Origin of the sequence: Rhizobium sp. AN68 (assembly GCF_030758035.1) — a bacterium.
GTDB lineage: Bacteria > Pseudomonadota > Alphaproteobacteria > Rhizobiales > Rhizobiaceae > Agrobacterium > Agrobacterium tumefaciens.
In genome coordinates this window covers 2,654,297-2,669,269 of the sequence record NZ_JARWMI010000003.1, presented here as the reverse complement: position 1 = coordinate 2,669,269, position 14,973 = coordinate 2,654,297, and the positions used below count along the sequence as shown (strand labels likewise).

The 14,973-nt window shown below is 59.4% G+C and carries 10 protein-coding genes and 1 pseudogene; 6 read left to right on the top strand and 5 right to left on the bottom strand.

The window, feature by feature from the left end:
- Positions 1-144 precede the first annotated feature (144 nt).
- Positions 145-1,029 (bottom strand): acyl-CoA thioesterase II, encoded by an 885-nt coding sequence (tesB, locus tag RBH71_RS25905; RefSeq protein ID WP_003516499.1) that lies wholly within the window; start codon positions 1,027-1,029, stop codon positions 145-147.
- Here tesB and RBH71_RS25900 point away from each other — a divergent pair.
- The 4 genes from RBH71_RS25900 (at position 978) to fdxA (ending at position 6,795) form a co-directional block, all read left to right on the top strand.
- Entirely contained in the window at positions 978-2,330 is a 1,353-nt protein-coding gene (locus RBH71_RS25900) for a ubiquinone biosynthesis hydroxylase (RefSeq protein WP_371179238.1), read from the top strand. The two genes, tesB and RBH71_RS25900, sit on opposite strands and share 52 nt — an antisense overlap.
- Positions 2,331-2,791: 461 nt before the next feature.
- Positions 2,792-5,878: a helicase-related protein gene (locus tag RBH71_RS25895; RefSeq protein ID WP_003516503.1), complete on the top strand. Its 3,087-nt coding sequence runs from the start codon at positions 2,792-2,794 to the stop codon at positions 5,876-5,878.
- A 3-nt stretch (positions 5,879-5,881) separates the two neighbouring features.
- Positions 5,882-6,298 carry an RNA-binding S4 domain-containing protein gene (locus RBH71_RS25890; protein WP_003516506.1) on the top strand — a complete coding sequence of 139 codons (417 nt, stop codon included), beginning with the start codon at positions 5,882-5,884 and terminating at the stop codon, positions 6,296-6,298.
- A gap of 158 nt (positions 6,299-6,456) precedes the next feature.
- Positions 6,457-6,795, top strand: a complete 339-nt coding sequence (gene fdxA / locus RBH71_RS25885; RefSeq protein WP_003516508.1) for a ferredoxin FdxA — start codon at positions 6,457-6,459, stop codon at positions 6,793-6,795.
- Between the two features lie 86 nt (positions 6,796-6,881).
- Here fdxA and holA read toward each other — a convergent pair whose 3' ends face one another.
- Genes holA through leuS form a run of 3 tightly spaced genes read right to left on the bottom strand, consistent with a single transcriptional unit; the run spans position 6,882 to position 11,099 of the window.
- Positions 6,882-7,919: a DNA polymerase III subunit delta gene (holA, locus tag RBH71_RS25880; protein ID WP_003516510.1), complete on the bottom strand. Its 1,038-nt coding sequence runs from the start codon at positions 7,917-7,919 to the stop codon at positions 6,882-6,884.
- A gap of 11 nt (positions 7,920-7,930) precedes the next feature.
- A complete protein-coding gene (lptE, locus tag RBH71_RS25875; RefSeq protein ID WP_003516512.1) occupies positions 7,931-8,422 on the bottom strand; it encodes an LPS assembly lipoprotein LptE in 492 nt (163 codons plus the stop codon).
- 46 nt (positions 8,423-8,468) lie between these two features.
- Complete coding sequence (leuS, locus tag RBH71_RS25870; RefSeq protein WP_003516514.1) at positions 8,469-11,099, bottom strand: leucine--tRNA ligase; 2,631 nt, start codon at positions 11,097-11,099, stop codon at positions 8,469-8,471.
- Between the two features lie 193 nt (positions 11,100-11,292).
- On the opposite strand from leuS, the gene RBH71_RS25865 reads away from it, so the two are divergent.
- The gene (locus RBH71_RS25865; protein WP_003516516.1) at positions 11,293-11,952 is read left to right on the top strand and encodes a YggS family pyridoxal phosphate-dependent enzyme; all 660 of its coding nucleotides are present in this window, start codon (positions 11,293-11,295) and stop codon (positions 11,950-11,952) included.
- Between the two features lie 109 nt (positions 11,953-12,061).
- Here the strand turns inward: RBH71_RS25865 and RBH71_RS25860 are convergent.
- Positions 12,062-12,767, bottom strand: a pseudogene (locus RBH71_RS25860) (DUF1013 domain-containing protein).
- A gap of 232 nt (positions 12,768-12,999) precedes the next feature.
- Between RBH71_RS25860 and acs the strand changes: the two are divergent.
- Positions 13,000-14,955 (top strand): acetate--CoA ligase, encoded by a 1,956-nt coding sequence (gene acs / locus RBH71_RS25855; RefSeq protein WP_003516521.1) that lies wholly within the window; start codon positions 13,000-13,002, stop codon positions 14,953-14,955.
- The last annotated feature ends 18 nt before the right edge of the window (positions 14,956-14,973 follow it).

Here is a 14,973-nt window from a genome sequence, read left to right as displayed (position 1 = left end):
CATACATTCAAGGGGCGTGCCAGTTTTGATGCGGCCTCTAAGTTATTGAAATATAGAAATTATATGACGGGCGTCTGAAAAACGGGCATTGGGTGGCGCAATTTTCGTCTATTAAATGTGCGATTTTTTAAAAAAGCGCATTATTTAAGCATTTGCCCTTTTGCGGATCAAACCTTCCTGTGCGACGGAGGCGATCAGTTCACCCTGTCTGGTGAAAATATTGCCACGGGTCAAACCGCGTGCTCCCGAGGCGCTGGGGCTGTCCTGCGTGTAGAGCAGCCAGTCGTCCAGCCGGCAGGGACGGTGGAACCACATGGCGTGATCGAGGCTCGCCACCTGAATGGCCGGATCAAAGATCGTCGTTCCGTGGGCATAGAGCGACGTGTCGAGCAATGTCATATCCGAGAGATAAGCGAGAATGGCTGACTGGAAACGTGGATCGTCCGGCACATCGCCGACAGCGCGAACCCAGATATCCTGCTGCGGTTCCAGCTTTTCCTTCGAAATATAGTGGGTCAGCGAAACCGGCCGGATCTCTATCGGGCGCTTGTTGCTCCAGTATTTGCGGATCGAAGCGGGTGCGTTGGCGAGGAAGGCCGCCTGCATCTCATCTTCACTCATCAGCCTTTCGGGCGGCGTCACATCCGGCATTCTTATCTGATGATCGAAGCCGTCCTCGACGATCTGGAATGACGCCGACATGGAAAAGATCGCCTTGCCATGCTGGATGGCGACCACGCGCCGGGTGCAGAAGCTTGCACCGTCGCGAATGCGTTCCACCTGGTAGAGGATGGGCACCAGCGGGTCGCCGGGGCGCATGAAATAGGAATGCAGTGAATGAACGAAACGGTCGTCATCCACGGTTCGTTGAGCTGCGATCAATGCCTGCGCGATGACCTGGCCGCCGAAAACGCGCTGCCAGCCGATTTGCGGGCTTTCACCCCGAAACAGGTTTTCTTCCAGCTTCTCGAGATCGAGTGTGGAGATCAGATTGGCCATCGGATCTGACGTTTGCGAGGGATGCGACATTTTTTCGGCCTGCTCCGGCTGTAGGAAGACGTCACATGGTCTATAGTGCGCCGATGATGCGTGCACAAGATTTGAGGAGAAGCGCGATGCTGGACGTGGTGGTGGCAGGCGGCGGTTATGTCGGCCTTTCCGTTGCTGTCGCAATTAAGCAGGCAGCCGGACATCTTAATGTGCAGGTGGTTGAAGCCGCTCCCGAGGATGTCTGGAAGAAGGACGTCCGCGCCTCCGCCATTATCGCGGCGGCCACGCGCATGCTCGACGTTTTCGGCATATGGAACGAGATCGAGCCGGAGGCCCAGCCGATCCACAAGATGATCGTCACCGATTCGAAGACCGCCGATCCGGTTCGCCCGGTGTTTTTGACATTCGACGGCGCGGTGGAGGAGGGCAGGCCCTTCGCTCATATGGTCCCGAATGTCGCGATGGTGGGTGCGCTGCGAGGCCTGTGTGAGCGCCTCGGCGTCGAAATCCGCCATGGTCTCAGTGTTTCCGGCTTTTCCGCCGGTCCGCAATCGACGGCTATTTCACTTTCCGACGGCTCGTCGCTTGAGGCGCGACTGCTCATAGCCTGCGATGGGGTCCGCTCGGCTTTGCGGGATATGGCAGGAATAAAAACCGTGCACTGGAATTACGATCAGTCCGGGATCGTCACCACCGTTGAACACGAGCGGCCGCATGAGGGCTGCGCGGAGGAACATTTTCTGCCGTCGGGGCCTTTCGCCGTGCTTCCCTTGAAAGGGAACCGCTCCTCGCTTGTCTGGACCGAACGTACGGCCGATGCCGACAGGCTGGTTGCTGCCGACGATCTGGTGTTCGAGGAGGAACTTGAACGCCGGTTCGGCCACAAGCTCGGTCCGGTCCGTCCCGTCGGTCCCCGTCGCGCCTTTCCGCTGGGCTTGACGCTGGCGCGTTCCTTCGTCGCGCCACGTTTTGCACTTGCCGGCGATGCGGCGCATGGAATTCACCCGATTTCCGGTCAGGGCCTCAATCTCGGCTTCAAGGATGTTGCGGCACTGGCCGAAACCGTGGTCGAGGCCGACCGTCTCGGCCTTGATATCGGCTCTCTCAACGTTCTCGACCGTTACCAGTCCTGGCGGCGTTTCGACACGTTGCGGATGGGTGTGACGACGGATGTGCTGAACCGGCTTTTCTCCAATGATGTCGGTCCCATTCGCGTCATGCGTGATTTCGGTCTGGGTGTGGTCGATCGTTTGCCGGGTCTGAAATCCTATTTCATCGGTCAGGCTGCCGGCACGACAGATGCCGGCGCGCCGCGCCTGCTCGCCGGCGAGGCGCTGTGATACTGCCGTTCGTGCCTGTGCCGAAGCGGCTTTCCAGCGATTGCCGCTTGACAGTCGATTCCGGTGTTTTCCGCCGGAAGCCGGTGCCGCAAAGCTGAATCCGGACAAGGACTTACCCGGATTCACAATCTGGTATAGGGCAGGCATCTGCCAACCAGATGTTGCGGAGAACAAAAGCTGAATCCATTGGAGTCAGCGATTCGTATTCGATTCGTTCGCAGACTGTTCCGTATCCGAATCAATTCCGGTTTCGCCGGATTCTTTTTAATATTTCAAGTATCTGAATCAAAAAGGAAAATTCTGCCGGGGGAGGACCTCTTACCACTTTGCGGACAAGGCCTATTGCCTTTGTCGGCGGGCGTTGCCATGTGTGTTGCGTGTGCGGCCCGTATCAGTGAATGGCGGGCGGTACAGCAAGCAGATGAAGTCGATTCACGGATAGTACGTTGAATTTTCGCCCCATGATCCTGAGCGGCCGCGGTGTCACGGCCGTTCTCGGCCCCACCAATACCGGCAAGACCCATTACGCCATCGAGCGCATGGTGGCACATGGCAACGGTGTCATCGGCCTTCCGCTGCGCCTTCTGGCGCGTGAGGTCTATACCCGTCTTGTCGAAAAGGTGGGCGCGCCGAATGTGGCGCTGATAACCGGCGAAGAAAAGATCGCCCCTCCTAAAGCCAAATATTCCGTCTGCACGGTGGAAGCCATGCCGCGCGAGACAACGGCCGCATTCGTCGCCATCGATGAAGTGCAGCTGGCGGGTGATCTGGAGCGCGGGCATATCTTTACCGACCGCGTGCTGCATCTGCGCGGGCGGGAGGAAACGCTGCTTCTGGGTGCGGGCACGATGCGCCCGATCCTCGAAAAGCTGCTGCCGGGAATTACCGTGGTCGAACGTCCGCGCCTGTCGCAGCTTTTTTATGCGGGCCAGAAGAAGATAACCCGCCTGCCGCAACGCACGGCAATCGTCGCCTTTTCGGCGGAAGAGGTCTATGCCATTGCCGAGCTGGTGCGCCGCCAGCGTGGTGGCGCAGCCGTTGTGATGGGCGCGCTTTCGCCGCGTACGCGCAACGCCCAGGTGGGGCTCTACCAGTCCGGCGACGTCGAATATCTCGTTGCGACGGATGCCATCGGCATGGGCCTCAACCTCGATGTCGATCATGTCGCCTTTGCGCAGGACCGCAAGTTCGACGGCTATCAGTTCCGCAATCTCAATCCGGGCGAGATCGGCCAGATCGCCGGCCGCGCCGGCCGCCATCTTCGCGATGGCACCTTTGGCGTGACGGGGCGCGTCGATCCATTTGACGACGAGTTGGTGGAGCGTATCGAAACCCATCAGTTCGACTCGGTGAAGGTGCTGCAATGGCGGACGAAAAATTTCGATTTTTCCTCCATCAGCAATCTGCGTCTGAGCCTCGAAGCCGCCCCGGCGATCCAGGGACTGTCACGGGCCTTGCCGGCGATCGACCAGCAGGCGCTCGAATATCTGTCGCGCTACCCTGAAATCATCGACGTGGCGACGACGGAGGCGCGGGTGGAAAAACTCTGGGAGGCCTGCGCGCTTCCGGATTATCGCCGCATTGCGCCCGCTCAACATGCTGATCTGATCTCAACGCTCTATTTCGATCTGGTAAAACGTGGCACGGTGAACGAAGATTTCATGGGCGAACAGGTGCGCCGCGCCGATCGTACCGATGGAGAGATCGATACCTTGTCTGCAAGGATTGCGCAGATCAGAACATGGACTTATGTATCGAACCGCCCAGGATGGCTTGCCGATCCGACACACTGGCAAGAAAAGACGCGGGAAATCGAAGATCGATTGTCCGATGCTCTACATGAAAGGTTGACGAAACGCTTTGTTGATCGCAGGACATCTGTGCTCATGAGGCGCCTGAGAGAGAATGCGATGCTTGAAGCTGAAATCAGTGTAAATGGTGATGTCTTCGTAGAAGGACATCACGTCGGCCAGTTGGCCGGGTTCCGGTTCACGCCGGTGCCGGGAATGGAAGGGCCGGATCAGAAGGCCGTGCAGGCTGCTGCGCAGAAGGCGCTCGCGCTCGAATACGAGGCGCGTGCCGCGCGTCTGCACGCCAGCGGAAACGGTGATCTCGCTTTGAGCTCCGATGGTCTGGTTCGCTGGTTGGGCGAACCGGTGGCCCGCCTTTCGGCAGGCGACAATATCATGAAGCCGCGCGTGATCCTCTTTGCCGACGAGCAGTTGAGCGGCAATGCCCGCGATCATGCGCTGGCGCGCGTCGAACGTTTCGTTAATCATCAGATTGCGACCGTGCTGAAGCCGCTGGACGATATTTCGCGCGCCGAAGACCTTCAGGGTCTGGCGAAGGGGCTGGCGTTCCAGCTGGTCGAAAATCTCGGTGTCCTGTTCCGCCGTGACGTCACCGAAGACGTGAAGTCGCTGGATCAGGACGCACGCGCCTCCATGCGCCGCTACGGCGTGCGTTTCGGCGCCTATCACGTCTTCCTGCCCGCGCTTCTCAAGCCAGCTCCGGCGGAGCTTGTGACGCTGCTCTGGGCGCTGAAGAACGATGGTCTCGGCAAGCCGGGTTATGGCGATCTCATTCCGGTGCTGGCCGCCGGTCGCACCTCTGTCGTGACGGACCCGACCTTCGAGCGGATGTTCTACAAGCTCGCCGGTTTCCGTTTCCTCGGAAAGCGCGCCGTGCGTATCGACATTCTCGAGCGTCTGGCCGATCTCATCCGTCCGCTGTTGCAGTGGAAGCCCGGTCAGCAGCCGCGTCCGGAAGGCGCTTATGACGGCCGCCGTTTCACGACGACGACCGCGATGCTTTCCATTCTCGGCGCAACGCTCGACGACATGGAAGAAATCCTCAAGGGTCTCGGTTATCGTGCCGATCAGGTAACGGCGGAAGAGGCGCAGGCCTTCCTCGCCAACCAGACCGGTGCTGCCGCTCCGGCCGCTTCTGAAGCGGTGACGGAAGACGAGAGTGCAGAGACCGAACACGAGGAACCGGCTTCGGAAGAGCAGGTTTCCGAGACGACGACTGTCGAAGCTGCTGAAGAAGCGCCGGTTGCGGAAGCTGTGGGCCAAGAGGCTGCTGTTAGCGAGGCTGCGCCGACGGAAAGCGCCGAGGCTGCCGAGCCGAAGCCTGTTCTTCTTTGGCGTCCGGGTGGTCGCAACGAAAACCAGCGTGGTGAAAACCGTCGTCCCGGCAACCGCGGTCAAGGCCGTGGCGAGGGTCGCGATCAGGCGCCACGCGAACCGGGTGAACGTCGTGGCGAAGGCCGTCGCGATAATCGTGACGGAGCAAATCGCGAGGCTGCCAATCGTGGCGGTGACGGCGAGCGCAAGCGTGATGGCGGACGTCCCGACCGTGGCAACAACCGCAATAATGATCGTCAGGACCGCGGGGAGCGCAAGGACAGGCCGGACCGCAACGACCGTGGCGGGAAACCGCAGGGTCAGCAGCGTTTCGAAGCCAAGCCGCCGCGTAAGGAAAAGCCGATCGATCCGGACTCGCCCTTCGCCAAGCTTGCTGCTCTCAAGGAGCAGCTGAAGAAGTAAGCCATGGGGAGCAACGAACAGCCACTCGAAAGCACGCGTCAGCGTCTGGACAAGTGGCTGTTCTTTGCCCGCATGGCCAAATCCCGTTCACTTGCCCAGAGTTACATTCAGTCTGGCAAGGTCAAGGTCAACGGTGTCTCCATTCGCCAGCCCAGCCATCTGGTAAAGGCGGGTGACAGGCTCGATATCGGTTTCGAGCGCATGGACAAGGTGCTTGTCGTCAAATCCGGGGGCGAGCGGCGCGGACCCTATGAAGAAGCCAAACTTCTCTACGACGATCTGACGCCGCCGCGCGAGCCTTCCGACAGGCTGAGCCCCCTGGAGCAGGCGATACGTCAGCCGGGAAGCGGTCGCCCCACCAAAAAAGAGCGCAGGGCGCTCGACAGGTTCCTGTCGGACAGCGACGGAAACAAAGAATAGAATAAACCTTCAAGTCTTAGCGGTTTTTCAGAATTGTTTATCCTTGCTATCTGAAGGCAAAGGCATTACCTCACTTGCAAAATTGCCCTGTCTGAATTCCGGGCGACGGCTTGTGTTCCGAAGCCCACAGACCCGGCCTGCATATTCTGGAGTTCATCATGACATATGTCGTGACCGACAATTGCATCCGCTGCAAATACACCGATTGCGTTGAAGTCTGCCCTGTCGACTGCTTTTACGAGGGTGAAAATTTCCTCGCTATCAATCCTGACGAATGCATCGATTGTGGTGTGTGCGAACCGGAATGTCCTGCCGAAGCGATCAAGCCTGACACTGAGCCAGGTCTCGACAAGTGGCTGAAGCTGAATACGGAATATGCGGCGATCTGGCCGAATATCACCATCAAGCGCGACCCCTTGCCGGAAGCCAAGGAAATGGATGGCGTGACAGGCAAGCTCGAGCTTTATTTCTCTGCCGAGCCGGGTAAGGGCGACTGAGTTCTCAACGACTGGTGTCCTTGGTATCATGATTTTAAAAGCCCTCGCAGCGTCAGCGTGAGGGCTTTTTGCCGACCTTCAGCGAGTTATCCGCCGCGGCCGGATTGCAATGTGGTCGATAGCAGGGTCAAAAGCGCCACGCTGTCTTCCAGGCTTTGGCGCTGGCGGCTTTGCAATATGGCCGCTTGCAGGCGGTTCATCTCACGGGCGATCGCCGCTGGCTGCCAGGTTCGCAACGCTCTCTCGATCACCGGTTTCCTGCGAAAATGGATGTGGCGTCCAAGCGTTTGCATGACCTGCCCGGCCTGCTGCTTTTTCTCATCCATTTCGGCACGCATCTGATCCAGCAACTGAAATTGCTTGAGGCATCCCTGAAGCACGAGAAAGATCGGCGTCTTCGACGAGACGATCTTCTGGGTCGCGTGGAAAAAGGCGTTTCTGTCGCCCTTCAGGATGGCATCGACGGCGTCGTCAGCCGAAACCGTGCTGGCATCGCCGATGATTGCCAGCACATCATCTTCCTCGATCACCTCTGCGCCGCGGCAATAGAGCGCAAGCTTGCGGATCTCGTTGCGCGAGGCAATCCGGTCGCCGCCCAACTGCTCGATCAGCCTCTGCCGTGCGGCCGGGGCAATGCGCAGATTGTCGGCAGACAGTTCCTGATCGATCAACGCATTCAACGAACGGGCGTCATCCGCATAACACGGGATTGCTGCGATAGAGCGAGCGGGTTCTGCGATCTTGCGCAGGCCCGTGCCTTTTTTGATGTCGCCGGCCTCGATGATGAGGAAGCTGGCTTCGGGCGGCGTCTCAGCCAGAATCTGGAGAGCATCCACCAGCGCCTTTTCAGCCGAGGCACTTTTGATCCAGACGAGTTTTTCGCCACCGAAAAGGCCGATGGCGTTCACCTCGTCGAGAAGGCGGCCGGGATCGCCCTGCAGGTCGGATGCGCTCAGCTTCAACGATGCAAAGGCGTCATCCGGGTCAATGCCGGTCTTTTTGGCGATGAGGTTGGCCCGCTCCGACACGAGGCCGCGATCCGGGCCGTAGAGCACGAAAACGCGAAAGCGCTCCGCCGGATTTTCGGCGAAGCGCTCAAATTCATGCGATTTTATCTCTGCCACGGCCGCCGCTCTCAGCGGCCAAGGGTGGCAGCGATATCGGTACGGATGATTTCAGCCAGTTCCCGGGCCGCACGGTTTTCTGCGTCGCGGATCGCCCTGATCTTGGCGAATTCCTGCTGTGGCAGATCCACCTGCGCCGTTACGCTACGCCGCGCGGAGCGCAGGATCTGGCCGTCGGAAATACGCGTCAGGACGTAATTACCGTTCATCACAACACGGCCTGGGTAAGGGCCGTTATAATTGCTGTTGGTACGGGTCGTCAGATCGTAGTTCTCGACTTCCGTGGACGTGGCGCTCGAGCTTACGGATAACTTGACGTTGTACTGAGCCGTAGCCGGTTCACCCGCACCGCCGGACACCAGGAAGATCAGCTGATTGCGCACTTCCTGCGTTATGCGGTCGCCGGCATTCGAGATGCTGACAGCCGCCAGTCTCTCCTTGGTTCCGGAAGCCTCGCCGTAAAGCGGGCGGACCTGGCAGCCTGCCAGAAGACCGGCCATCATCACGACGGAAACTGCTGCCGCAACGCGGCTCCATCTCGAAAATACGTCAGACAACAATGTTCACAATCCTCTGCGGAACCACGATGACTTTTTTGGGCTCGCCACCGGCAAGAATGGATTTGACGGCATCCAGCGCAAGGGCAGCCGCTCGGACCGCATCTTGATCCGCATCGCGCGCGATTGTCAATTCGCCGCGCTTCTTGCCGTTGACCTGAACGGGCATGACCACATCGTTTTCCTCGACCAGCGAGGGTACAAAAGTTGGCCACGGCGTCTGGGCGACGAGACCCTCGTTGCCCAGCGCCGACCAGCATTCTTCGGCCAGATGCGGCGTCATGGGGGCAATGATGCGAATGAGGATTTCGACGGCATCACGCGCCGCCGCCTTGACGTCATCAGGCTTGCCACCAGCCGCGACATCCGCCAGCGGAGCTGCGAGCGCGTTGACCAGTTCGTAGATGCGGGCGATCGCCTTGTTGAAGGCAAGCTTGTCCAGATCCTCCTGAACGGCCTTCAGCGTCTTGTGGGCCGCCTTGGATACTGCCAGGCCCTCGCCCTCGCTCGCGGGCTTCGGCGTGACGCTCTTCAGTTCGGTCGCGACTTCGCCGATGATGCGCCAGACGCGCTGTACGAAGCGGTTTGAGCCTTCCACACCGGCTTCGGACCAGATGACGTCGCGGTCGGGCGGAGAATCCGACAGGACGAAGAAGCGAGCGGTATCCGCACCGTAGGATGCGATGATGTCATCCGGATCGACCACGTTCTTCTTCGACTTCGACATCTTCTCGATCGAGCCGATCTTCACTTCCGCCCCGGAGGACAAGAGGAATGCCCGGCGGGCACCGTCAGTCTCTTCGATGCGCAGGTCGGCGGGCGCTACCCATTCGCGGGTCAGGCCTTCACCGTGGCTGTAGGTCTCGTGCACAACCATGCCCTGCGTGAACAGACCCTTGAAGGGCTCCTTGACGCCGACATGGCCGGTCTCGCGCATGGCGCGGGTGAAGAAGCGCGAATAGAGCAAGTGGAGAATAGCATGCTCGATGCCGCCGATATACTGGTCCACCGGCAGCCAGTGGTTTGCGGCCTTCGGATCCGTCGGCTCATCTTCCCAAGGCGCGGTGAAGCGCGTGTAGTACCAGCTGGAATCGACGAATGTGTCCATCGTGTCGGTTTCACGGCGTGCGTCATGGCCGCATTGCGGGCAGGCAACGTGACGCCATGTGGGGTGGCGATCCAGTGGGTTGCCGGGCACGTCGAAGGTCACGTCGTCGGGCAGCTTGACCGGCAGGTCCTTCTTCGGAACCGGAACTACGCCGCAGACTTCGCAATGGATGACGGGTATCGGGCAACCCCAGTAACGCTGGCGGGAAATGCCCCAGTCGCGCAGGCGGAAATTGACCTTGCGCTCGGCCTGCGGCGTGTTGCCCAGCGTCTGGGCAGAGAGCTTCTGCACGACCGCCTCAAAGGCGTCAGTCGTGTTCATGCCGTTCAGGAAGCCGGAGTTGATCATCACGCCATCATCGGTGAAGGCGACGTCTTCAATGGTGAAGCTGGCAGCGTCGGGGCCTTCCGGCGCAACGACGGCCACTACCGGCAAATCGTATTTACGGGCGAAATCCAGATCGCGCTGGTCACCCGAAGGGCAGCCGAATATCGCGCCGGTGCCGTAGTCCATCAGCACGAAGTTGGCGACATAGACCGGCAGTTCCCACGTCGGGTCCAGCGGATGTACGACCTTGACGCCGGTATCGATACCCTTCTTTTCCGCTGTTTCCAGCGCTGCGAGAGACGTGCCATGGCGGCGGCATTCGTCGCAGAACTCGGCAATATCAGGGTTCTTCTCCGACAGCTCTCTTGCCAGCGGATGGTCGGCGGCGATTGCCAGGAAGGATGCGCCGAACAGGGTGTCGGGACGCGTGGTATAAACGGTGATATCGGCAAAGCCTTCCGGCACTGTGCCAGCAACGGTCTGCCAGCGCAGCGACAGGCCTTCAGAGCGGCCGATCCAGTTCTTCTGCATCAGGCGTACTTTTTCCGGCCACTGATCCAGCGTGTCCAGCTCGTCCAGCAGATCCTGGCTGAAATCGGTGATTCGGAAGAACCACTGAGTCAATTCGCGCTGTTCGACCAGCGCGCCGGAGCGCCAGCCGCGGCCGTCGATGACCTGCTCATTGGCCAGAACGGTATGGTCGACCGGATCCCAGTTCACCTTGGACTGCTTGCGGTAGACCAGACCCTTTTCCATGAAATCGACGAACAGCGCCTGCTGGCGGTGGTAATATTCCACATCGCAAGTCGCAAATTCGCGGGTCCAGTCCAGCGACAGGCCCATGGATTTCAGCTGGCCACGCATGGTGGCGATGTTCTGATAGGTCCAGTCCTTCGGGTGAACCTTGTTCTGCATAGCCGCGTTTTCGGCAGGCATGCCGAAGGCGTCCCAGCCCATGGGGTGCAGAACGTTGAAGCCGCGCGCGCGCTTGTAGCGCGCAACGACATCGCCCATCGCGTAGTTGCGGACGTGGCCCATGTGAATGCGTCCCGACGGGTAGGGAAACATCTCTAGAACGTAATACTTCTCGCGCGGATCGCTGTTGTCGGTCACGAAAACCTTGTCTTCGTTCCATTTCTGCTGCCAGCGCGGCTCGGCGTCGCGAGGATTGTAACGTTCGATGGCCATTGTTTAGAATTCCGGGTATCGAGGGGAAAAATTTGCGCTGACCTTCACCATGAAACGACCGGGGCGTCAAGTTTGGCGGGGCCTCCGGGCGTTCAATCTTGGCCAGCGTGCCTCAAATGGTGCTAAACCCGCTTGGCATCAAGGCAATCGGCGTCTAGTTAGCGTTCAGAATGTTTCAAATAGAGGTCCTGTGATGGAAATCGAAGCACGTCTTGAGGATGTCAGGCAACGCATAGCGGAGACAGCGGAAAAGTCCGGCCGCAAGGCGACGGATGTTTCTCTCGTCGCCGTCTCGAAGACGTTCGATGCGCAAGAGATCCAGCCGGTCATCGACAGCGGCCAGCGCGTGTTCGGCGAGAACCGCGTACAGGAAGCGCAGGGCAAGTGGCCTGCGCTTAAAGAAAAGACATCGGGTATAGAGCTGCACCTGATCGGGCCGCTGCAATCCAACAAGGCGGCGGATGCCGTTGCGCTGTTCGACGTCGTACAGAGCGTTGATCGGGAAAAGATCGCCCGTGCGCTTTCCGAGGAATGCGTCAAACAGGGCCGCAGCCTTCGTTTTTATGTGCAGGTCAATACCGGGCTGGAGCCGCAGAAGGCCGGCATCGATCCACGCGAGACGGTCGCCTTCGTGGCTTTTTGCCGGGACGAGCTAAAATTGTCGGTCGAGGGCCTGATGTGCATTCCGCCTGCGGATGAAAATCCTGGTCCGCATTTTGCGCTTCTGGCGAAGCTTGCCAGACAATGCGGCCTCGAGAAGCTCTCTATGGGCATGTCGGGGGACTTCGAGACGGCGATAGAATTCGGCGCCACCAGCGTGCGTGTCGGCTCGGCAATCTTCGGTGCCCGCTAGAGCATTTCCGGTAAAAGCGCATAGCCGGTTTACTGGAAATGCCCTGAAGCTCTGAAAACAAAAAAACCCGGCACGACGGCCGGGTTTTCATAAACGGAAAGACTTTCGATCAGTAGTGATCGTCCTCGTCTTCGTCCTTCGGAGCCGATTTCAACGAGCTGAGCTTCTTGAAGACGGCGTCCGCGTCGATCTGCTTTTTCTTCTTCGTCGCGCTGGAAGTTGTAATCCAGACCTTCAGTCGCCGTTGCCGGCTGCAGCGTGTTGCCAAGCTCTTCTGCTGTCGGCAGCGGGCGGCCGCGCGATGCGCGTTCAACTTCAAGATCGAGATCGATCTGGCTGCAGAGACCAAGCGTTACCGGGTCCATCGGGGTGAGGTTTGCCGAGTTCCAGTGGGTACGGTCGCGGATCTGCTCGATGGTGGATTTGGTGGTGCCAACAAGACGCGAAATCTGCGCGTCCTTCAGCTCAGGATGATTGCGGACCAGCCAGAGAATGGCGTTCGGACGATCCTGACGCTTGGAAACCGGCGTGTAGCGCGGGCCACGGCGCTTGGATTCCGGCACACGAACCTTTGGCTCGGAAAGCTTGAGCTTGTGGTTCGGGTTGCCTTCAGCGCGGGCGATCTCGTCGCGGGAAAGCTGTCCGGTCGCGATCGGGTCGAGACCCTTGATGCCCTGCGCGGCTTCACCGTCGGCGATTGCCTTGACTTCGAGCGGATGCAGTTTGCAGAACGTGGCGATCTGATCGAACGACAGCGCGGTGTTGTCTACCAGCCATACAGCCGTAGCTTTTGGCATGAGCAATTGTTGAGCCATAGATACAGTCCTTCTGTCCGTCCGCGCCGGGGTCGCGGGCGTGGTATCAACCACTGATTTCCGGGATATTGGCGCTCTATAACCGGATTGCATCATAATTGCAATTCTTTGCGAAACAAATGCCTTTGTCTAATTGCCGTGTGCATTTGAACTGCTATGAATTCAACACATGCCTGAGGTGGGAGTCTCAAGGTCGCGCATATCAAGCCATATCTGGTTCCAGGAGGAGTTCATGTCTGCCAAAATCTACCCCGTGCTCAAATCGGCGAAAGCCCGCACGCTCATCGACAATGAGCGTTACCAGAAATGGTATCAGGAGAGCGTCGAGGATCCCGAGAAGTTCTGGGACAAGCACGGCCGGCGGATCGACTGGTTCAAGCCCTATACCAAGGTCAAGAACACGTCCTTCAAGGGAAGAGTGCCGATCAAGTGGTTCGAGGACGGCCTGACGAACGTCTCCTACAACTGCATCGACCGGCACCTGAAGACGCATGGCGAACGCACGGCGATCATCTGGGAAGGTGACAATCCCTATATCGACAAGAAGATCACCTACAATCAGCTCTATGACTATGTCTGCCGCCTGGCGAACGTGCTGAAGAAGCATGGTGTCAAGAAGGGCGACCGGGTCACCATCTATATGCCGATGATACCCGAGGCGGCCTATGCCATGCTCGCCTGCGCCCGCATCGGCGCCATTCATTCGGTCGTGTTCGGCGGCTTCTCGCCGGAAGCGCTGGCCGGCCGCATCGTCGATTGCCAGTCCACCTTCGTCATCACCTGCGATGAAGGCGTGCGTGGCGGCAAGCCGATCCCGCTCAAGGAAAATACCGACAAGGCGATCGATATTGCCGCCAAGCAATATGTCATCGTCAACAAGGTTCTGGTCGTGCGCCGCACCGGCGGCAAGACCGGCTGGGCGCCCGGCCGCGACATCTGGTACCATCAGGAAATCGCCACGGTGAAACCGGATTGCCCGCCGGTGAAGATGAGGGCGGAAGATCCGCTGTTCATCCTCTACACGTCAGGCTCCACCGGCAAGCCGAAGGGCGTGCTGCACACCACGGGCGGCTATCTCGTCTATACGTCGATGACGCATGAATACGTCTTCGACTACAAGGACGGGGAGGTCTTCTGGTGTACCGCCGATGTCGGCTGGGTCACCGGCCATTCCTACATCGTCTACGGGCCGCTGGCGAACTGTGCGACGACGCTGATGTTCGAAGGCGTTCCCAACTTCCCGGATCAGGGACGGTTCTGGGAAGTCATCGACAAGCACAAGGTCAACATCTTCTACACCGCACCGACGGCGCTCCGATCCCTGATGGGGGCGGGCGACCAGTTCGTCACGCGTTCGTCGCGCGAAAGCCTGCGGCTTCTCGGCACGGTGGGCGAGCCGATCAATCCCGAAGCGTGGGAGTGGTATTACCATGTGGTCGGCGAGGACAAGAGCCCCATCGTCGATACCTGGTGGCAGACGGAAACGGGCGGCATTCTCATCTCGCCGCTGCCGGGTGCGACGGACCTGAAGCCGGGTTCGGCGACGAGGCCGTTCTTCGGCGTGCAGCCGCAGCTGGTCGATGCCGAAGGCAACGTGCTGGAGGGGCCGGCCGACGGCAATCTCTGCATCATTGATAGCTGGCCGGGCCAGTCGCGATCTGTTTACGGGGATCACCAGCGCTTCGTCGACACCTACTTCTCGACCTATAAGGGCAAGTACTTCACCGGTGACGGCTGCCGGCGCGATGAGGACGGTTATTACTGGATCACTGGCCGCGTCGATGACGTGCTTAACGTCTCCGGCCACCGCCTCGGCACCGCCGAAGTCGAGTCGGCACTTGTTTCGCATCATCAGGTTTCGGAAGCGGCGGTCGTGGGTTACCCGCATGCCATCAAGGGGCAGGGCATTTATTGTTATGTCACGTTGATGGCAGGCCAGAGCGGCGACTATGCGCTGCGCGAGGAGCTGGTAAAGCACGTCCGCAACGAGATCGGGCCGGTTGCGACGCCAGACAAGATCCAGTTCGCGCCAGGCCTGCCGAAGACCCGTTCGGGTAAGATCATGCGGCGTATTCTGCGCAAGATCGCGGAGGATGATTTCGGCGCGCTTGGGGATACATCGACGCTTGCAGATCCCGCGGTGGTCGAAGATCTCATCGCCAACCGGCAAAACCGCACGGCGTCCTGATTTTCTGGAAGAGGCTGC